The following is a 19,458-nucleotide window of genomic DNA, read 5'->3' as shown; positions in this document are numbered from 1 at the left end:
TAACATTTTTAAGTGGGATTGACTATAATAAAAGTGCCTAAAATGGCAGTCAGCAATCAATGAGAAGATCACGCCAAAACCAGCTATCTATAAGCCTGTGTCACGCTTTTTAAGACAGCCTTTGGTCATGTGCCTTTAAATCTTAAAATAAAAATCAGAATAAAAAATAACGCTGTGCCATGGGCAGTACCTCAGCAGGCTCACAGGTAAGCGTTTTGCCATCGGCACGTACTTCGTAGGTCTCAGGATTGATGTCCATATCTGGGCAGTAGCTGTTGAGGCGCATATCGCTTTTGCGAATCTCACGTATCCCGTGGACAGGCCGAATCACTTTTGTCAGTCCAAGCTGCTTATCGACTTGTTTGTCTATCGCGGCTTGCGACATAAAGGTGATACTGGTTTGGGCGACTGACTTTGGATACGACGCAAACATAGGACGATAATGCACAGGCTGAGGGGTGGGAATAGAGGCGTTGATATCGCCCATCGGTACCGCAGCGATCAAGCCGCCTTTGATGATGCATTCAGGTTTTACCCCAAAAAACTTGGGCGACCACAGCACCATATCCGCCCATTTACCCACTTCAATGGAGCCGACCATATCGCTAATACCATGCGTAATCGCAGGATTTATCGTATATTTTGCGATATAGCGTTTGATGCGAAAGTTATCATTGTCCGCGCTTTGATCGTAGTCGGTCAGAGTAATATGCTGCGCTTGATGCTCTGTTTGTGCTGTCGCATCTGGAGCCAGATGACCACGCTGAACTTTCATTTTGTGCGCCGTCTGCCATGTGCGAATGACCACTTCACCCACGCGCCCCATCGCTTGTGAATCGCTACTCATCATCGAGATAGCACCCAAATCGTGCAATATGTCTTCAGCCGCGATGGTTTCTTGACGAATACGGCTTTCGGCAAATGCTACGTCCTCTGCGATAGCTGGACTTAGATGATGACAAACCATGAGCATATCGAGATGCTCGTCAATAGTATTGACGGTATAAGGCCTAGTAGGATTGGTGGAAGATGGCAGCACATGCGACTCGCCAATGGCCTTTAGAATATCAGGCGCATGGCCACCACCTGCCCCTTCAGTATGAAAGGTATGAATACAGCGGTTTTTAAATGCGCCTAGTGTACTCTCAAGATAGCCACTTTCATTTAACGTGTCAGTATGAATCGCAACTTGCACATCATAATCGTCAGCAACGCTCAGACAATTATCAATAGCTTGCGGCGTCGTACCCCAATCTTCATGTAGCTTTAGACCCACGGCACCCGCTTCGATTTGCTCAGCAATTGGAGTGGGCACACTCACATTGCCTTTACCCAATAGCCCAATATTCATGGGGATACTATCGGTAGATTGTAGCATTGAGGCAATATGATATGCCCCCGGCGTACAAGTAGTCGCGAGCGTACCTTGGGCAGGGCCTGTGCCACCGCCTAGCATCGTGGTCACCCCCGACATCAGTGCCGTCTCACACTGCTGAGGCGCGATAAAGTGAATATGACTATCGACGCCGCCTGCGGTGAGGATTTTGCCTTCACCAGCGATGATTTCGGTCGCGCCGCCAATCGGAATATCGATGGCAGGCTGGATATCAGGATTGCCCGCTTTACCGATCGCGCTGATACGGCCATTTTTGATACCGATATCGGCTTTGTAGATACCCGTATAATCTACAACCAGCGCATTGGTAATCACGGTATCTGCAACTTCCGCGCCCAGCAGTTGCCCTTGACCCATACCATCACGGATAACTTTGCCGCCGCCAAACTTAACTTCCTCACCCTTAATCTCGGTAGTACGGCTAGTACCTTCATCACTTTGTGACGTATTCGCTTGGTCAACAGCAGTATCTTTATGGCTGGTCAAATCAGCCTCAACCTGTAGCCAAAGCTCAGTGTCGGCAAGACGCACTTTATCCCCTGTTGTCGGACCAAAATGCTCTGCATAAATCTGCCGACTCACCCGCTTTTGCGAAGTAGCCAGTTGCTTTTCATCGGTCTTATCTGGTTGAACCGTGCCCATAACGCGACCTGCAAAGCCATATACTTCCTGCTTACCCGCATAAGCCACCAGCTCCACTTCTCGCGATTGCCCCGGCTCAAAACGGACTGCCGTTCCAGAGATGATATTTAGGCGATACCCACGGGTTTGCTCTCTATCAAAGCTCAGCGCATCATTGACTTCGTAGAAGTGATAGTGCGAGCCGATTTGGATCGGTCTGTCGCCAGTATTACTCACACTGATGGTCTGTACTTGTCGCCCTTGGTTTAGGATAATGTCACCATCTTGGATGTTATATTCGCCTGCTTGCATGGGAGCCGCCTTATTTTGGAGTGATCATTTAGTGATAGACAGAACTATACGATGGGATTGTGTACCGTGACCAATTTGGTCCCATCAGGGAAGGTCGCCTCGATTTGCACTTCATCGACCATCTCTGCCACCCCTTCCATGACATCATCGGCAGACAGGTAAGTAGCCCCTTCACTCATTAATTCAGCCACTCTTTTGCCATCTCTAGCCCCTTCCATCAGCAGCATACTGATATAAGCGATGGCTTCGGGGTAATTGAGCTTAACGCCGCGGTTTTTGCGGCGCTCAGCCACCATGCCAGCGGTAAATAGCATGAGCTTGTCTTTTTCTGTTGGCGTCAGATGCATGGAAAATCCTTATTTTATTTATTATGAAACTGATTGCAGACCAGCAGGTTGTATCGCTTAGTTATCAAAAATCGTAACCTAGGTGTCCCAAATACGCGGACGACAGGGCTCAAGTTGCCACCAATGATCTCGCAAGACTTCTCTTAGATGATAAAACGCCTCAAAACAACCGCGTACATCTGAGCCAATATAGCGGATATTGATCGCTTGGCAATTATGCGTGCAGTAAACAGGCAATTGTGCTTGAATAATGACTTGGCGCAATGCTGCTACGGTATTGTCTAGATAGCGGGTTAATGATTGCTTCATCGTTACTAAGGCTGTCTCGTCTGATTGTGCGGGAGAGGCAGACAGTGCAGCGTTGTCATGTACATCGCTCAAACTTGGCACTGCCCAAAACGATCCATAAATATGCTGATCTGCTAGTCCCAAGTTTGATGAGAACCAGCGACTTTGGGCAGCCTGTTTGACCCGATCAGTAACGATAACCTTACCTTCTCGGTAGATATTTAATCCAGTATGGTAGCGCCCTTGCAAGAACTGTTCATCATATGCTTGCCGCCCAAATACGCTAATCTCCCAAGTCAGCAAGCTAGATGAGTCAGCTAAATCAAAACGGCTCACTGCATGCATATTGGCTTCGTTATAAATAATACTCTCTTGTGGTAGCCATTCTAAGCGAACATGTGCGGCGAGTTTGGCTTGCAGATGTTGGCTTGCATAGGCAGCTATCTTGTCTTGGCTCATACTTTGGTGCGTGTCGTTGTCGTCCGACCGAGCTTTATGTGTTTGGCTGACACCGTCATTACCATACCACTTGCCCGCCCCTGGTGTGGTGATAACAGCATGGCTGCCATTGTCTAAATGCAACTCTATCGTCAGCGTATCACCGCCTGCGATACCTGCTGGCGGATATAACATCAATATATGGCAAATGCCTTGCTGCACACGTGGCTCAGGATATAGAGCTCGCTGTACCATCAAAGCGCCTGTATGCTTGCGATGATACAGACGCGTCTTAGCGGTAGCAGCCGCAATTTTGGCAGTATCTTTGCGCTTAACAGTGTCAAAACTCAATGTTAAAGAAGAAGCCCAACTCATTTTATATACTCATTTGCTCATTTTACTCATTAAATACAATCTAGTAATCTGGTTCCTGACCAAAAAGTCAGTTAATTTCACTGTCTATACAAGCATTATGCCAACTCATATGCAAACACTCTTACATACACTCCACTATTACACCCAACATAATGATTTTACTTTGGTTTTGACTGTATATTTTTTCTTACTAACACGATAAAGCTGGTTTAGCTATTTTTTAATCAGCCTTTTACCGCTGATAACCATTAGATAAATATCGATTTGCACCAAATTGTGGCGTTTTTCGTTAATATGCACCATTTTTTAGCATTCAAACTTGGACTATTAACACACTATGTCAGGCTGCCCTTTCTACTTATAAGAATAACTATGAATGAATGCGCTTAAGGATTCTTTTGACAACCCACATTTGCACAATTGAGTCGCAAGATAGGTAGATTGCAAGGCGGTTAATCAGGTATTCTATGTTAAAAACTAAGGTAGAGCACGATTTGCGATCTCTGTGTTTTATGATATCTGTGTGAGACAACGCCTTTATGGTATTCATCTGATCGGACTGTACTTGAGCAGACACTTGCTTTTTTCACTGTCGGCTTTTTAATATCGTCTCAATTCATGCAAAAAATACAAAAACAGAGGAAGCACATTTTTTCATCTATTTTATGTACAAACGGGTTTTATAGGCTTGAATAGTGGACGTAGTCCCCCTATAAACTACCCATTAGCACAAAACATACCAGACAATAAAACCATTTTAAGTGTTTTTTATTTTATCCCTTTATCGATAGGACTTTTCTATGACAGATTATGAACGCATCACTGCTAACCCACATTTTGATATGCTAATGAGCGCTCACAAAGAAGTACAAACCACCCAAGCGGCGCTAGTACCAATGGTGGTTGAGCAGTCTTCACGCGGTGAACGCTCGTTTGATATTTTTTCACGCCTATTGCGTGAGCGCGTTATCTTTTTGACAGGTCAAGTCGAAGACCATATGGCTAACCTTATCGTTGCACAGCTACTATTTCTAGAAGCTGAAAACCCTGACAAAGACATTCATTTGTATATCAATTCACCAGGCGGTTCAGTAAGTGCAGGCTTGGCAATCTTTGATACCATGAACTTTATCAAACCTGAAGTATCCACCATCTGTATGGGCGGTGCTTATAGCATGGGCTCATTCTTGTTGGCCGCGGGTCAAAAAGGCAAGCGCTACTCACTTGCCAATGCTCGCGTGATGATTCACCAGCCATCAGGCGGCGCGCAAGGTCAAGCGACTGATATCGAGATCAATGCTCGTGAAATCCTTAAAACTCGTGCACGCTTGAACCAGATCCTATCTGAGCGTACTGGTCAGCCACTCGAAAAAATCGAAAAAGACGTCGAGCGCGATTTTTGGTTAGATGCTGAGGAAGCCAAAGAATACGGTTTGGTTGACGAAGTATTAGAGCGCCGCCCTGATTCTTTATAATCAAAGCATAAGCGCTATGCCTCTCAATTGAGAGTGCCATCATAAGAATAGTTATAGTCTATTTGCAGTACAGCAAAGCACTCTACTTATCGTAGCTGACTTATCAAATACTGAAAGGGATAAGCATTCAACCGATAAAATGATTGATATGTGGCAAATAGACTAACCAGTTTTAAACTTTAGGAGCGCCTTTTATGGCAGAAGATAATACCCCGCATTGCTCGTTTTGCGGTAAAGCCAAAAGCGATGTCCAGCAGCTGATTGCCGCTGACGATGCCAATATCTGTAATGAATGTATCGAGTTATGTACTGATCTAATCGCAGATAGCGCGGAATACAGTGATGACGACAGCGAAATAGATACCTCTTGGGTCAATAAAAAACTCCCTACCCCAAAAGAACTACGTGCCAAGCTTGACGAATATGTCATCGGTCAGGATGCTGCCAAAAAAGCATTGTCTGTCGCTGTCTACAATCATTACAAACGTCTAAAAGTTAGCCAAACACTCGCCAATGACAGCAAAAAAGCCAAAATCGGCGCTGATGATGCGATGGTAGAATTGGCAAAAAGTAATATTTTGCTAATCGGTCCAACGGGTTCTGGTAAGACATTGCTAGCACAAACTTTGGCTCGTTTGCTTGATGTGCCGTTTGCAATGGCCGATGCCACCACCTTGACCGAAGCAGGGTATGTCGGTGAAGACGTTGAGAACATCGTACAAAAGCTACTACAAGCGTCTGATTATGATGTGGCCAAAGCGGAACAAGGCATCATTTATATTGATGAAATCGACAAAATTAGCAAAAAAGGTGATAACCCATCGATTACCCGTGATGTATCGGGCGAAGGCGTGCAGCAAGCGCTACTCAAGCTGATCGAAGGCACCGTTGCTGCGATTCCACCGCACGGTGGTCGTAAGCACCCTCAGCAAGAGCTGATCCAAGTCGATACCAGTAACATTCTGATCATCGTGGGCGGCGCGTTTGCAGGACTTGATAAAGTCATTCAGCAACGTACCGAAAAAGGCGGTATCGGCTTTAACGCGGATGTCAGCTCAAAAGACGACAGCCGTCGTAGCTCAGACTTGCTACAAGAAGTTGAGCCAGAAGATTTGATCAAGTTTGGTTTAATTCCTGAGCTCATCGGTCGTCTGCCTGTGCTTGCAGCGCTAAAAGAGCTTGATGAAGAAGCCTTAGTCCAAATCCTTACCGAACCTAAGAACGCACTGGTCAAACAGTACAAGTATTTGTTCGATATGGAAGGTGCTGAGATTAGCTTTACAGATGAAGCACTTGATGCCATCGCCAAAAAAGCTATGGAGCGTAAAACTGGCGCGCGCGGTCTACGTTCTATCGTAGAAAACGCCCTGCTTGAGACCATGTATGAGCTACCTTCTATGGAAAATGCCAAGACCGTGATGGTTGATGCAGAAGTCATCAATGAAGGTAAAATACCTAAAATTGCTTAATGCATAATGAGACTTAGATGGCTCATTATTAGTAATGAGGTATTCAAAAAAGCGTCTGGCCTTATAAGCCACGGCGCTTTTTTTATGTCTATCGATTGCCTAAATTATTTATCAAAAATTTGACTAACCTTTATATTCTAAGAACACTTAACAGCATAGTGCTTTAGAGATAATTGACGCTCCTCATCACAAAATGACAGCAGCGTTTATCAATCGCATGTAAGCCTCATGATTAATCATGCTAATGTAAATAGCAACGATGTATACCCATCATGAATAATACAAAGGACTGTTTATTATGCTTAACAATATAACCACGATGGCGTCCTCATTACGCCAGCACCTGCCCTTTTATACACCCAGCGAACAAGATAATGATATTGCACCTTATTACCAAAATCATGTCGCCGCCATTACTGGCGCAGGTTCTGGGATGGGACGCGAGCTTGCGCTTCACTTGGCAAAAATGGGCTGTCATGTGGCGCTATCAGACATCAATGTAGAACAACTGGCACGAACCAAAGAGATGCTGGTTGGTTATGATGTTAAGGTCACCATGACTGTACTTGATGTCTCAGACAATGACGCTATGCAAGCGTGGGCGGATAGTGTGATGCGCGACCATGGCAAAGTCAATTTCATCTTTAACAATGCAGGCGTGGCCTTCTCTTCGACGATAGAGGGCGCTAGTATTGAAGAGCTTGAGTGGGTAATGGATATCAATTTTTGGGGCGTGGTTTATGGCACCAAAGCGTTTTTGCCATTGATCAAAAACAGTGTCAAACAAAGCGAGGTGACGAGTGATAATCAGGACGATCAACCCCGCCAGTTTAAAGAACATGGTCATGTTATCAATATTTCCAGCCTGTTTGGTTTGACCGCTCAGCCTTCATATTCTGCTTATAATGCCAGTAAATTTGCGGTACGCGGCTTTACAGAAAGCCTGCGTCAAGAGCTTAACATTCAGAAATGCGGTGTATCAGCGACCTGTATCCATCCAGGCGGTATCAAAACCAATATTGCCAATAGCGCACGTGGCAATGACAGTACCAGTACGGTCGGTATGCCTACTGGTGATAAAGCCATTAGAAGCTTCAATAAACTGTTGAAATTTGATGCCAGCGAAGCAGCTTGGATTATTTTACATGCCACTGCGACCAATCAGCAGCGTTGCTTAATTGGTAATGATGCCAAAATGGTTGATGCCATTCAGCGGGTATTCCCATCACATTATAGTCAGGTGATAAACGACATCACTCAGTTATCGCGTAAACTAAAACCAAGACGCAATAACAAGCGTAGTGATAAAACAAGTACCGCACCATAACTAACTGACGCTCCTTAAATAAAAAAGCCCTACTGTTTTTTAACAGCAGGGCTTTTTTGTTGTATGGTCACGAATACAAATTTTTAACCGTTTTTAGGGCAGCTTCATATCACCAGCCACTAGCCAGCCCATACGGCGCATAACATAAGCGACTAAACCTGCAATCACTGCAGGCAATACAAACATCAGAAGGATAATCGCTGTCCATAATTGGGTCGTACTCATGATTTCTTGTGATGCTTCAATAACGCCAAACACGCCCACCAAACCTGCCGTACCCATACCAGCACCTGTCGCTGTACACGCCAAGCCAAATCCGACAGTCGCGATAGGGCCAACGATCGCGCTCGCAATAATGGCCGGTAGTAGAATTAATGGCTTTTTTAGCACATTAGGGATTTGCAGCATGCTGGTTCCCAATCCTTGAGATATCACGCCACTGAATCCATTATCCTTAAAACTAGCCACGGCAAAACCAATCATATGCGCGGCACAGCCAACAACTGCGGCACCGCCCGCCAAACCACCAAGGCCAATCGCAATACAAATGGCAGCGCTCGACGTTGGTAGCGTCAATAAGATACCAACGACGACTGCAATCACGATACCCATCAGCAATGGCTGTAGCTCAGTTGCCGCGTGAATCCCTTGCCCAATCGCATTAACTGCCGCAACAACAGGCGGATTGAGCAGCGCACAGACCAATAGCGCGATACCACACACTGCTAAGGGCACTAATAAAATATCGAGCTTGGTCTTGCCCGCGATCCACGTACCAGCACGATAAGCGAATACAGACGTCAGATAAGCCCCGATTGGGTTGCCTGGCAGTGCTACAAAGGTCGCAGGGCCACTCTCTTGCGGTATGAATAGCGTTCCTGCCATTAGTGCTTCAGAATGCGCACCCAACATACCTGCTACAAGGCAGCTAAGCATCACGAGTGTTGGCGCTTTGAGATAATAAGCAATACCTACTCCAATACCAGCACCCATTAATATTGAAGCAAGTTTCCCGACCGCAACCAATGCTGGCAAATCTAACCAGCCACCGATTTGCGAGATAATCAGACCTGCAATCAAGGTGACAAATAGCCCTAACGCCATGCCCGTAAAGGCATCGATAAAGTATTTTTGAAAAAATGCTTTGATAACGCCTGCTTGCGGTGTTACTGAGGGAGATGCTGTCATAACCATACTCTTTATGAATATTTTGATTAAGGAGAAAAGATAATAGAGTGCTTAATAAATTAAAGAGATAAAAAAAGCGTCATGACGACGCTTTTTTTATAAATACAATTACTGTAAACAACTTAACTTAGCGACGCTGTTCAACGATAATAGAGTCAATACCGTTATTTTGTAGGCGCTGCTGTGCCGTTGTCACTGCCTGACGGTTATTTAACGGACGCGAGATTACCTGATAGATAGGTAAGCCATTACCTGTCGTATTTTTGACCACTCTGGCATCCACGCCTGCCATCAATACTTGGGCGCGGCGACGATCTGCTTCATCTGCATCACTAAAGCTATTGATCTGCAAAATATAGGTCGCAGCAGGTTTGGCAGCTTGAATACTTGCTGTACCTGCTCCTGCATTGTTGTTACGGGTCGCAGAGTTACTAGTGTTAGCAGGTGGCGTGCCATCATAAGTTGCGTCCTCTTCAACAACAACAATATCATCGCCCACAGCAGTATTACTACCGCCACTGGTCTCGCCTGCAGGACTTTCCGCATTACCAAAGCTACCAGCATTATCTATACCATTAGCTGCCGTACTATCCGGCTGGGTCACGACGACATCCGGCTCAAACGCGCCAATATCTCCTATCTGATCGTTATCAATCTCAGCGATATCTTCATCAGGAATGGTTGCCATCTCTTGATTGGGCAAAATATCGTAGAATTCATAATCGCCATTATCGGTATCAGTATCTACGCGCGGCTGCACCTGCCTGTCAGGATCGTTCTCGGCGCTACCATCAGCGGGACTAAAGTTGAATAATGGTGAAAGGTAGATAAATACCCCGATCATAAGGGTCAATACTGCCCCAACAAACATCCACAATAAGCCCGATACGCTACTTGATTTGCGCTTTTCTGTTGCGCCTTTCGGTTTTTTGGCTAGCATGGATCTCGTTCTCCCTACTGAATTTAACGGTCATCATCGAATTAATGCTATTGGCTGTCTATACTCATGTCACATGTTAGAAAATGACTACATAGCAGAAGGTGCTGACAAGCCGAGCAAACCAAGGCCGTTCGCCAATACTTGTCTAACTGCTTTGGACAAGCGCAAACGTGCTTGCATCAATGCCATCTCATCTGAGCTTGGTGTTTCACCTGACGTGAGACTCACAGGCAAAATGCGATTGGTGTCATACCAACCGTGGAACAATGCAGCAAGCTCTTTTAAGTAGTTAGTCAAGACATGCGGCTCGTAGCCAGTCGCTGCACGTAATAGTGTCGCTGGATAACCAGCTAACAGTTTAATCAACTCGTCTTCATTGGGCGCATTAAGCAAATCTTGATGTGCCAAACCAACAGCATCATCTACTGCCAAATCGTAGGTTGCCAGTTTTTCTAATACACGGCAAACACGCGCATGCGCATACTGAATATAATACACTTGATTGTCTTTGCTTTGTGATTTGGCAAGCTCTAAATCAAAGTCAATGTGTACTTCAGGCTTACGCGCGACATAGTAAAAACGCGCCGCATCATTGCCGACTTCTGCACGTAAATCACGCAAAGTAACGAACTGACCTGAGCGTGAAGACATTTGTACTTTTTCACTGCCGCGCCACAACGCCACAAACTGTACGAGCACGACATCAAGACGTTCAGCATCAATCCCCAACGCGAGCAGCGCCGCTTTTACGCGTGGCACATAACCGTGGTGATCTGCGCCCCAAACGTTAATCACTTTGTCAAAACCGCGATCAAACTTGTTTTTATGATAAGCAATATCCGAGGCAAAATACGTCGACTGACCATTAGCACGGCGAACCACGCGGTCTTTTTCATCACCAAAATCGGTCGATTTGAACCAGATGTTGCCGTCTTTTTCGTACAAGTAACCTTTGTCATCGAGTATTTGTAGGACAGGCTCAATCTCGCTATCAATCGATCTTTCACTGAACCAGCACTCGTAGCTCACACCAAAGTCATTCAAATCGTCTTTGATATCGGCCAAAATACTGCTCAATGCCGCATTCAAAAATAGCGCGTAGCTATCACCAAGCAAGGCTTTGCTACCCGCAATCAAACCATCAATATGCGCTTCTTTGTCACCTGAAATGAGCGTTTTTTCGCCATCCGCATTGATCTCAAACTTTGCGTCTTCTGGTACGTCTTTGGCAACATCGGCAAAACGATGAACGTAGCTATCACCATGCTGCGTTTTTAATGTCTGTGCGATATCGCGAACGTAGTCGCCTTGATAGGCATTGACTGGGAAAGTGACCGTTTCGCCATTCAATTCTAAATAACGCAAATAGGTACTGGTCGCCAAAATATCCATCTGACGACCCGCATCATTAACATAATACTCACGTGTGACGTCGTAACCGATGGCTTCTAGCAAGTTTGACACGCTCATACCAAACGCCGCACCGCGTCCGTGACCGACATGCAGACTTGAGGTGGGATTGGCAGAGACAAACTCGACTTGTACCTTTTGCCCATCAAACTGATTACTCAGACCAAAACGATCTTGCAAGGTAAAGATATCGTCTAATACCGAAAACTTAGCCTCTGAGTTTAAAAATACGTTAATAAACCCAGGACCGGCGATTTCTACTTGGCGAATGTCTTGATTCTCAGGCAGCGCGCTGACGATTTTTTCAGCGAGTTGACGCGGATTAGCCTTTGCTGCTTTGGCCGCCGTCAGTGCGATATTGCTGGCAAAATCACCGTGGCTTAAATCTTTCGTACGCGTGATTTGACTGTTATTCTGCCAGTCGCTTGGTAGCGTACCATCTGCTTGTAAGGTTTGAATGGCATCATTGAATAGGGATGCAAGCGTATCAATTTGGGCTTGTGACATAGGGATTTGAACTCAATTAAATAAACAACAAAAACGGTGCGAATGCGAGCAGTCGATAACTGCTTATTATAGTGCCGACCGACATTGCAGGGATAAAATAATGCAAAAAGATAAGTAATCTGTAAATATAACAATCTTTGCGCTTTATTGCACCATTTGCGCCAAAATTAGCCCTAAAATCTTACCGTTATGACAACTAATATTGATAATTGGGATTAATATAAATTTTGTTCGCTCGTTTGCTGATGCTTAGTAAAATAAATCTGGTATAAATAATATAAAATCAATGAGCGAATGACTTTGTCAATTGTAGCGTTCCTGTTGCTCGATACTGAGCAGTCGTTTATACGCAACTGCTTACACGTTATAATGATGGTTTATATTGCGCTTCTATGACGCTTTTACGCCATAGAAGACGCGTTATTACCTATAGGATTACGCTATGTTTGCTATTGCTGCCAGTACGATCACCAGTTGGGGCTTATACGTCTTACTGCCGATATTCATCGCTTTCTTATTCTTTATCATGTGGGATATCTCTAAAACCTCTGATGCTGGGCGCGCAGGTACCTTTTGGATCTTTTTGGCCCTTGGCGCAGGCTCTGTTGGCTTTATCCTTAAAATAGTCATGGAGGTCGCTTTCAAAAAATGGCTGATATAATCAGTCATTTTTTATCATTAAATCCCAAAAAATTTCTTATTGGGCCTTACCATTACTGTCTATGACTTTACTCACATAGGTGGGTAGATCCCATGCCCCACCAGCAAAACCGCGACACAATCCTGTGCTCGCCTCTGCGCTTTTAACAAACGTTTTACCATTCCACGTCCATGTCGCACTATTCCAGCAATCACCGATGCCGCGGTCTTTGTTAGCGGCGCGTATCTCACCTGCATCATACTCATTACCTGCTGTCGTAATGAGCATAGGATTGCTAGGCTTATCGTTATTAATGAGCCAATAACCCGTGCTTGAGTTGTAAGGGCCTGACCAGCAAAGATGCGTGGCTAACGTATGCGCTTTATCTACTGGTATAAAGTCCCAGCCAAGCATAGCAGAACCATACTCTGACATCCGTTGATACGCTTCAGTTTTTGGATTGACCAGCTCACAATCACCTATCGTATTTCCAGATCCGATGAGCTGCTTGGAGTCAATGTCGACCCAGTTATTTATATTTTGCTGAAAGTATTTAAGTTTTGATAGGGCGAGCGTCTTATTATCTTTTGCTGAATACGCAAATGCTTTATTGATGGTGGGAATTGGCAATGCCGCCTTAGGTATTTGGCGATTTGAGCGACGCTTACTGATCAATGCCATTGAAGTGCCGACTCGACCTTGTGCGTCATCATCATTCCCTGTTTTTTAATACAATAAATGCTATTTTTTTGCAATCAAGGTTGCACGCATGGGTGCAGGATAGCCCTCAATGGTTTTAGTATAATCATCAGGATCTAAGAAGTCTGTCAACGAATGATAGGTCATCCATTCGGTTTTTCGTTGCTCCTCCGTTGAGGTGACAGCCATATCGACACAACGCACTTCTGAGAAACCTGCTTTTTCTAGCCAGCCTATCAATGCGGCGACCGATGGTAAAAAATACACGTTATTCATCTGCGCGTAGCGGTCGTGCGGTACTAGGACTGTATTGGCATCGCCTTCGATAACTAACGTCTCAAGCACTAGCTCACCGCCTTTGACCAACTGCCCTTTCAACTGTTGTAAATGCTCGAACGGTGACTGGCGATGATAGAGCACACCCATGCTAAATACGGTGTCAAACAGTTGGCTATGCTCGGGCAATGCTTCAAGTGGCACAGGAATATAATGCGTACGATAGCGGCCCGTCTCATGAGCATCCGCGCTACCGATAAAATGACGAATCGCCATAAACTGATGGTAAAACAAACATGACGGATCAATAATAATAACGGTATCCGCCCCTGCGCCAGCCATCCGCCAACCGTGATAGCCAGAGCCGCCACCGACATCCAATACGCGGCGACCGTCTAGCCTACTCAAATGCGGCGCAACACGTTGCCATTTCCAATCACTATGCCACTCGGTATCAATCTTAATACCTGACTCATCATTGCCGATTTGACCGCCAATCTGAAATGGGCCTTTACGCCACGGCATCAACTGCTTTAATAACGCCGTTGTTTGTTTGCGCTGAGACTCATTTAGACTTGCTTCAATCGTCAATGTATCGCTGTTGAGATCGACGTGATTGACAGTCAATTGTGGTAAACGAGCGACTGACGCTTGATAAGCAGGCGCATGTGCGTAGTTAGCTTTGTCCTTGATGTCATTTAACCATGTTGGCAGTCGCGTCAGCCACTCATAAGCGCTCGGCTGCTGCTGAGCCAGCTCTAATAGGGTTAAATATAGTTCGCGTTCGGCGTGCGTAATTGTGTCGTTTAGCATAGAAGCAGATTACCGTAATGATTAAGAAATAACTGTGTTAAAAGTAAGGATTATTTAAACGCCACAATAGAGACAAAATTTAAAAACTGAAACCACGTCAGATGACGTTTAAAGCCAACCTGATCTAACCGTGCATGATGCTCATCTAACGTATCCGTAATCAGCACGTTTTCTAATGCATTACGTTTGCCACTGATTTCCATTTCGGTATAGCCATTGGCACGTTTAAAATCATAATAACGCTCAACCAACCACGCATCATACTGCTCATCAAAGGCATGAGTTTTTTCGGTTAATACCAGTATGCCGCCTTCGCTCAAGGCCGCATAAATTTTTTCTAATACTGCGACTCTATCGGCTGCTGGTAAAAACTGTAGCGTTAGGTTTAAAATCACCATGTCGCATGGCTCAAGCTCAACGTCGCGAATGTCTGCAGTAATGACTTCGATATCGTGCTCAGGATAATTATCACTCAATAACGTCGTGGCTTCGGTCGTCATCGCAGGGGAGATATCAATCGCTTTGATCTGCAAATCTTGCGGATCAAACTCACCAGCCAGCGTCATACTGGCGGCACCAAGCGAGCAGCCCAAGTCATAAACACGGCTAACGCGTTGACCATTATCACTTTGCTGACGATACTTGCAGTGACGACGGGCAAATATGGGCAGCATGGCCAATACCTGACCATAACCGGGTACGCTACGGCGAATCATATCGGGGAAACAAGCCACCACTTGCTCATCAAAAGAAAAACGCGCCGCTTTATCGAGTGGCGTGGTAAACGGTTTATCAAAAAGGGTGTCATGTTTGATAATGGCAGGCTGGGATTGGCTCATGGGGCGACTCGTATTCTGTGATAATAGAACGTAAATAAGAAAGTACTTGGTAGTTTTGCTCGCGCTATTTATCGATAGCAAATCAACGTAGCAAAAGCCCATTATAACATTACTGTTTGTTACTTATCGCCACCAGATGCCCTGCTAAGCTAAACGACATTGTTTGATAGATAACACCTAGGCAAACAACGATGATTTTATATTTATAAAAATAGGAAAAAATTATGCAAACAATCGTATTAGGCGGTGGCTGCTTTTGGTGCACCGAATCCGTCTTTTTATCCGTAAAAGGCGTGCAGTCTGTCGTTTCAGGCTATATGGGCGGCGACGCGGTATCAGCCAACTATGAAGCCGTATGTGGTGGTGACACTGGACACGTCGAAGTCATCAAAGTCGAATTTGATGAGACGACTGTTCCACTAGAAGTCATCCTCGATGTCTTCTTTGCCACGCATGATCCCACCACGATGGATCGTCAGGGCAATGACGTTGGCAGCCAGTATCGCAGCGTGGTCTTTTATACCGAGGAAGATCAGAAACCAACGGTCGACCGCACGATCAATAAACTGCGTGACATGGGCATCAATGTCGTCACAGAAGTACATCCTGCCGTTGAGTTTTACCAAGCAGAAGAGGCGCATCAAGACTTCTTTAACAGAAACCCAGGACAGGCTTATTGCAACTTTGCCATACCGCCCAAGCTTGCCAAACTGCGTAAAGAATTTAGTCAATATATGGTAAGCTAAACGCTAGTGTGAATAGTATATTATTCATTCAAAAGATCATTAGCATGATACTCGATATTAGCCAAACACTTATATGATAGGTGTTTGGCTTTTTATTGAATTAAACATTTCCAAATAAGGCAGTATGATAGTGATACTAGCAAATATTTATAAACGTAAACTAAGTAGGCGTAAATTATGACTCCTGAATTTTGGCACAAACGCTGGCAAGAAAAGCGTATCGGATTTAATCAGTCAGCTGTTAATCCATTATTAACTGAGTATATTGATCACTTAGATTTAGCAGTCGGTAGCCGTATCTTTGTTCCTCTTTGCGGCAAATCTATCGATATGGTTTGGCTCGCAGCACAAGGGTATGATGTGGTGGGCGTTGAGTTGGTTGAGACAGCCGTACAAGAATTCTTTGCTGAACAAAATATCCAACCTATTGTCTCTCAGCATGTAGAAAATCCAGATATTAAATGCTACCAAGGTCAGCTGGTAGATGGTGATGAGCAGCGAACTATTACACTCTGGGCCGCTGATATCTTTGCCTTGACCTCTACAGATCTAGGTACTATCGATGCGATATATGATAAAGCAGCTTTGATTGCTCTGCCAGCTGATATGCGTCCCGACTATAGCGAACAGATACGTAAAGTTAGCGACAATGCGCCACAATTGCTAATAACGCTTAATTACGATCAAAGTAAAAAAGATGGGCCGCCGTTCTCTATCAACAGTCAACAACTACAGCAGTATTATGGCAGCCACTATCAGATCTGTAAGCTAGCAAGTGAGCCTAGCTCTATTGGCTCCATGCCTGACCTAAAAGTGACAGAGCAGGTTTGGCTATTGAAATAAGCAATAAAGAATTGGTTTGCGCAGCAATGAGTTAGTACTCAATCACAATGAAGAAGCGCAATGAAAATATTCGTTGGTCTGATAAGTCTGATTGCTGTCTTACTGGTCGCGCTTGCAGGGCCACTTTATAAGTTTGGCTTGATTGAGTTAGCGAATGCGTTTACAGGGTTTAAATTTGGGGTATTTTATTTACTGGTATTGCGGCATTAATACTATTAACCATACAGCTATTGTTTAAACGAAACACGGCGAGCATTGGTAGTGCGTTAATCTCAGCAGTGCTTGCTATCACTGCCATTGCCATACCACTCAGCATGATGAATACCGCCAAAAACGTACCGCCCATCCATGATATCTCGACCGACTTGGTGAACCCACCTGCATTTGTCGCCATTGCCCCACTACGCGCTGATGCACCCAATCCAGTCGCTTACGATGGTATCGAGACCGCAGAGCAACAGCGTATCGGTTATCCTGAATTACAGACATTACGCTATGACCAAACGCAACCTGAATTGGTTGCGGCAAGCACACAAGCCATTGAGAACTTGGGCTGAAAGCTGGTCAATATTGATGCAGATAAAGGCATTATAGAAGCGACGGACACCACTGCTTGTTTCGGTTTTAAAGACGATATCATCGTACTTGTCACGGATAGCGAGAATGAACGTTTAGTCGATATACGTAGTAAGTCGCGGATTGGTGGTAGCGATTTGGGTAAAAATGCGGCGCGGATTCATGGCTTTATTAAAGAGTTGGATAATTTGCTAGCTAAGTAGATAGGTTCTATTTGCTAAAAAATCTCTGAAATTTAAATGCTGTCTGACACTTTGAACTTTTAGCTCAACAAAATACTCTCCCAACCTCACGCCATCGTCAATTTATCGTAACCATTCATAATCTTAGTACTTCGACAGCTTTTCTTTACTGTTTAGATTGGTTACTCTACGTTAATATCGTTTTTTACCTTTTGCTTTTTTCTCTCAATAATCACTTTGATGTTTATAGGATATTTTCATGCGTTTGACTCCTTTTTCTACCTTGTCATTGCTTAGTGTTGCAGTTGGCATTAGCCTTGCGAGCACTGCCCAAGCAGCTCAGCCCCCCGCTCCAGATCTGTCCAATAGTGAATTTCAGCAATGCTTGGATGGCCTAAAAAATTCGAGCAAGTTTCGCGGTGTCAATAGCTATACCTTTAACAACTATCGTCCAAGCCAGCCTGATCCTAGTGTCATTCAGTCACTCAACTATCAGCCAGAGTTTCAAAAAGATGTCTGGGATTATCTATCCGCGCTAGTAGACAAAGAGCGTGTCGAAGATGGTATCCGTGCCAAGCGCCAGTGGCGTGACACGCTGCACCAAATCGAATCGCGCTATGGCGTAAAAGCGGAGCATGTGCTTGGCGTGTGGGGCGTAGAGTCTAACTTTGGTCAGACGCTGGGCAAAAAGCCATTGTTTGAATCGTTAGCGACGTTGTCTTGTTTTGATCGTCGTCAAAGCTATTTCCAAGGTGAGTACGCCAATGCGCTAAAAATTGTGCAAAATGGCGATATCGCACCTAATGACATGACGGGATCGTGGGCAGGTGCGTTTGGGCAAACGCAGTTTATGCCAAGTACCTTTTTAGAGCTAGCAGTAGACGGTGACGGCGATGGTCGTCGTGACCTCGTAAATAGTGTGCCCGATGCACTTGCCTCTACTGCAAATTTTTTAGACAAACGTGGTTATCGCACGGGTGAGCCTTGGGGTTATGAAGTCAAACTACCTGATGGATTTTGGGCGGCTTCTAACCGTAAAGACAAAAAATCTATCAGCCATTGGCGCAATCAAGGTCTGACGCTGGCTAACGGTAGTCCGCTGCCTTATGACTTGAGTCGTGCGGGTTTATTGCTACCAGCTGGTGTCGATGGTCCTGCGTTTTTGGTTGGTAAAAACTTTGATACGTTCTACTCGTATAATGCTTCAGAAAACTATGCCTTGGCTATCGCCCATTTATCAGATTTGATTACTCGCGAAGACAGTAGCAAAACAGACTTTATCACCGCGTGGCCAACAGATGATCCTGGTATCAGTCGTCAACAAGCAAAAGATATTCAGCAAGCCTTGTTAAATGCAGGCTATGATATTGGTAGTGTTGATGGCATCATTGGGGACAACACGCGCACGGCTATCCAGCAATATCAGACCAGTCGTGGCATTTTCCCAGCAGATGGACGCGCAGGCCAAAAGTTCTATCGTGCTATCGTTGGTAATGCAGCACCAAGTCCAGGGCAGTACGTTCAGCCAGCGAATAGCCGACCTTTGAACCCTGCGCCTGCCGATCGTATGGGGCAGCTAATTGAGCAGCAGACCACTACGCCTAATAGCTATTCTTCTCAACCATCGATAAGTCCTTCAACTTCTACTAATACGCGCTATCGCCGTGTTGCTAGTGCCGATGGTACGATCAAGCTAGTTCGCATTGACGAAGGGTCATAATAATGTAACGAATAGTGCTACCGTAAATCAT

General features: G+C 45.0%; 18 protein-coding genes and 1 pseudogene. 10 read left to right on the top strand and 9 right to left on the bottom strand.

The window, feature by feature from the left end; genetic code table 11:
• Positions 1 to 154: 154 nt before the first annotated feature.
• The 3 genes from ureC to AS194_RS07010 all read right to left on the bottom strand — a co-directional run bounded on the left by ureC (position 155) and on the right by AS194_RS07010 (position 3,777).
• Entirely contained in the window at positions 155 to 2,329 is a 2,175-nt protein-coding gene (gene ureC, locus AS194_RS07020) for an urease subunit alpha (protein WP_083499629.1), read from the bottom strand.
• Between the two features lie 44 nt (positions 2,330 to 2,373).
• A complete protein-coding gene (ureA, locus tag AS194_RS07015) occupies positions 2,374 to 2,676 on the bottom strand; it encodes an urease subunit gamma (protein WP_057761815.1) in 303 nt (100 codons plus the stop codon).
• Between the two features lie 78 nt (positions 2,677 to 2,754).
• A complete protein-coding gene (locus tag AS194_RS07010; RefSeq protein ID WP_058024796.1) occupies positions 2,755 to 3,777 on the bottom strand; it encodes an urease accessory protein UreD in 1,023 nt (340 codons plus the stop codon).
• 848 nt (positions 3,778 to 4,625) lie between these two features.
• Between AS194_RS07010 and clpP the strand changes: the two genes are divergently transcribed.
• The 3 genes from clpP to AS194_RS06995 all read left to right on the top strand — a co-directional run bounded on the left by clpP (position 4,626) and on the right by AS194_RS06995 (position 8,048).
• The gene (gene clpP, locus AS194_RS07005) at positions 4,626 to 5,252 is read left to right on the top strand and encodes an ATP-dependent Clp endopeptidase proteolytic subunit ClpP (protein WP_218609020.1); all 627 of its coding nucleotides are present in this window, start codon (positions 4,626 to 4,628) and stop codon (positions 5,250 to 5,252) included.
• 194 nt (positions 5,253 to 5,446) lie between these two features.
• Complete coding sequence (gene clpX, locus AS194_RS07000; protein ID WP_058024794.1) at positions 5,447 to 6,721, top strand: ATP-dependent protease ATP-binding subunit ClpX; 1,275 nt, start codon at positions 5,447 to 5,449, stop codon at positions 6,719 to 6,721.
• A 298-nt stretch (positions 6,722 to 7,019) separates the two neighbouring features.
• On the top strand, positions 7,020 to 8,048 hold the full coding sequence (locus tag AS194_RS06995) for an SDR family NAD(P)-dependent oxidoreductase (RefSeq protein ID WP_083499628.1): 1,029 nt from the start codon (positions 7,020 to 7,022) through the stop codon (positions 8,046 to 8,048).
• Positions 8,049 to 8,141: 93 nt separating this feature from the next.
• Here AS194_RS06995 and AS194_RS06990 read toward each other — a convergent pair whose 3' ends face one another.
• The 3 genes from AS194_RS06990 to argS form a co-directional block, all read right to left on the bottom strand.
• A complete protein-coding gene (locus AS194_RS06990; protein WP_058024793.1) occupies positions 8,142 to 9,236 on the bottom strand; it encodes a PTS transporter subunit IIC in 1,095 nt (364 codons plus the stop codon).
• 127 nt (positions 9,237 to 9,363) lie between these two features.
• Positions 9,364 to 10,176, bottom strand: coding sequence for an SPOR domain-containing protein (locus AS194_RS06985; protein WP_058024792.1), 813 nt, complete (start codon positions 10,174 to 10,176; stop codon positions 9,364 to 9,366).
• Positions 10,177 to 10,263: 87 nt separating this feature from the next.
• The gene (argS, locus tag AS194_RS06980) at positions 10,264 to 12,093 is read right to left on the bottom strand and encodes an arginine--tRNA ligase (protein WP_058024791.1); all 1,830 of its coding nucleotides are present in this window, start codon (positions 12,091 to 12,093) and stop codon (positions 10,264 to 10,266) included.
• Positions 12,094 to 12,535: 442 nt separating this feature from the next.
• Here argS and AS194_RS06975 point away from each other — a divergent pair, with 442 nt between their 5' ends.
• Positions 12,536 to 12,754: a DUF2788 domain-containing protein gene (locus AS194_RS06975; protein ID WP_058024790.1), complete on the top strand. Its 219-nt coding sequence runs from the start codon at positions 12,536 to 12,538 to the stop codon at positions 12,752 to 12,754.
• 36 nt (positions 12,755 to 12,790) lie between these two features.
• Here AS194_RS06975 and AS194_RS06970 read toward each other — a convergent pair.
• From AS194_RS06970 to cmoA, 3 genes and pseudogenes are all read right to left on the bottom strand, one after another.
• Positions 12,791 to 13,432: pseudogene (locus tag AS194_RS06970) on the bottom strand (DUF1176 domain-containing protein); the annotation flags it as partial.
• 42 nt (positions 13,433 to 13,474) lie between these two features.
• Positions 13,475 to 14,521: a tRNA 5-methoxyuridine(34)/uridine 5-oxyacetic acid(34) synthase CmoB gene (gene cmoB / locus AS194_RS06965; protein ID WP_058024788.1), complete on the bottom strand. Its 1,047-nt coding sequence runs from the start codon at positions 14,519 to 14,521 to the stop codon at positions 13,475 to 13,477.
• 50 nt (positions 14,522 to 14,571) lie between these two features.
• Positions 14,572 to 15,360 (bottom strand): carboxy-S-adenosyl-L-methionine synthase CmoA, encoded by a 789-nt coding sequence (gene cmoA, locus AS194_RS06960; RefSeq protein WP_058024787.1) that lies wholly within the window; start codon positions 15,358 to 15,360, stop codon positions 14,572 to 14,574.
• Between the two features lie 224 nt (positions 15,361 to 15,584).
• On the opposite strand from cmoA, the gene msrA reads away from it, so the two are divergent.
• The 6 genes from msrA to AS194_RS06940 all read left to right on the top strand — a co-directional run bounded on the left by msrA (position 15,585) and on the right by AS194_RS06940 (position 19,427).
• The gene (gene msrA, locus AS194_RS06955; RefSeq protein WP_058024786.1) at positions 15,585 to 16,106 is read left to right on the top strand and encodes a peptide-methionine (S)-S-oxide reductase MsrA; all 522 of its coding nucleotides are present in this window, start codon (positions 15,585 to 15,587) and stop codon (positions 16,104 to 16,106) included.
• A 177-nt stretch (positions 16,107 to 16,283) separates the two neighbouring features.
• Positions 16,284 to 16,949 (top strand): thiopurine S-methyltransferase, encoded by a 666-nt coding sequence (gene tmpT, locus AS194_RS06950; protein ID WP_058024785.1) that lies wholly within the window; start codon positions 16,284 to 16,286, stop codon positions 16,947 to 16,949.
• A gap of 60 nt (positions 16,950 to 17,009) precedes the next feature.
• On the top strand, positions 17,010 to 17,159 hold the full coding sequence (locus AS194_RS14070) for a hypothetical protein (protein ID WP_264753441.1): 150 nt from the start codon (positions 17,010 to 17,012) through the stop codon (positions 17,157 to 17,159).
• Between the two features lie 20 nt (positions 17,160 to 17,179).
• Positions 17,180 to 17,506, top strand: a complete 327-nt coding sequence (locus tag AS194_RS14065) for a hypothetical protein (RefSeq protein ID WP_264753440.1) — start codon at positions 17,180 to 17,182, stop codon at positions 17,504 to 17,506.
• Positions 17,507 to 17,509: 3 nt separating this feature from the next.
• Positions 17,510 to 17,728, top strand: coding sequence for a DUF1499 domain-containing protein (locus AS194_RS14060; RefSeq protein WP_319822863.1), 219 nt, complete (start codon positions 17,510 to 17,512; stop codon positions 17,726 to 17,728).
• 238 nt (positions 17,729 to 17,966) lie between these two features.
• Positions 17,967 to 19,427, top strand: a complete 1,461-nt coding sequence (locus AS194_RS06940) for a lytic murein transglycosylase (protein WP_058024784.1) — start codon at positions 17,967 to 17,969, stop codon at positions 19,425 to 19,427.
• The last annotated feature ends 31 nt before the right edge of the window (positions 19,428 to 19,458 follow it).

The sequence above is a fragment of the Psychrobacter piscatorii genome, assembly GCF_001444505.1.
In the GTDB taxonomy this organism is placed as follows: domain Bacteria; phylum Pseudomonadota; class Gammaproteobacteria; order Pseudomonadales; family Moraxellaceae; genus Psychrobacter; species Psychrobacter piscatorii_B.
The sequence above is the reverse complement of the archived record's forward strand: the minus strand, read 5'-3'. Positions and strand labels throughout refer to the sequence as shown.

What these genes read in the sequence shown, in the direction of transcription:
- ureC (WP_083499629.1), bottom strand. Translation starts at nt 2,329, where the DNA reads ATGCAAGCAGGCGAATATAACATCCAAGATGGTGACATTATCCTAAAC.
- ureA (WP_057761815.1), bottom strand. Translation starts at nt 2,676, where the DNA reads ATGCATCTGACGCCAACAGAAAAAGACAAGCTCATGCTATTTACCGCT.
- AS194_RS07010 (WP_058024796.1), bottom strand. Translation starts at nt 3,777, where the DNA reads ATGAGTTGGGCTTCTTCTTTAACATTGAGTTTTGACACTGTTAAGCGC.
- clpP (WP_218609020.1), top strand. Translation starts at nt 4,626, where the DNA reads ATGAGCGCTCACAAAGAAGTACAAACCACCCAAGCGGCGCTAGTACCA.
- clpX (WP_058024794.1), top strand. Translation starts at nt 5,447, where the DNA reads ATGGCAGAAGATAATACCCCGCATTGCTCGTTTTGCGGTAAAGCCAAA.
- AS194_RS06995 (WP_083499628.1), top strand. Translation starts at nt 7,020, where the DNA reads ATGCTTAACAATATAACCACGATGGCGTCCTCATTACGCCAGCACCTG.
- AS194_RS06990 (WP_058024793.1), bottom strand. Translation starts at nt 9,236, where the DNA reads ATGACAGCATCTCCCTCAGTAACACCGCAAGCAGGCGTTATCAAAGCA.
- AS194_RS06985 (WP_058024792.1), bottom strand. Translation starts at nt 10,176, where the DNA reads ATGCTAGCCAAAAAACCGAAAGGCGCAACAGAAAAGCGCAAATCAAGT.
- argS (WP_058024791.1), bottom strand. Translation starts at nt 12,093, where the DNA reads ATGTCACAAGCCCAAATTGATACGCTTGCATCCCTATTCAATGATGCC.
- AS194_RS06975 (WP_058024790.1), top strand. Translation starts at nt 12,536, where the DNA reads ATGTTTGCTATTGCTGCCAGTACGATCACCAGTTGGGGCTTATACGTC.
- cmoB (WP_058024788.1), bottom strand. Translation starts at nt 14,521, where the DNA reads ATGCTAAACGACACAATTACGCACGCCGAACGCGAACTATATTTAACC.
- cmoA (WP_058024787.1), bottom strand. Translation starts at nt 15,360, where the DNA reads ATGAGCCAATCCCAGCCTGCCATTATCAAACATGACACCCTTTTTGAT.
- msrA (WP_058024786.1), top strand. Translation starts at nt 15,585, where the DNA reads ATGCAAACAATCGTATTAGGCGGTGGCTGCTTTTGGTGCACCGAATCC.
- tmpT (WP_058024785.1), top strand. Translation starts at nt 16,284, where the DNA reads ATGACTCCTGAATTTTGGCACAAACGCTGGCAAGAAAAGCGTATCGGA.
- AS194_RS14070 (WP_264753441.1), top strand. Translation starts at nt 17,010, where the DNA reads ATGAAAATATTCGTTGGTCTGATAAGTCTGATTGCTGTCTTACTGGTC.
- AS194_RS06940 (WP_058024784.1), top strand. Translation starts at nt 17,967, where the DNA reads ATGCGTTTGACTCCTTTTTCTACCTTGTCATTGCTTAGTGTTGCAGTT.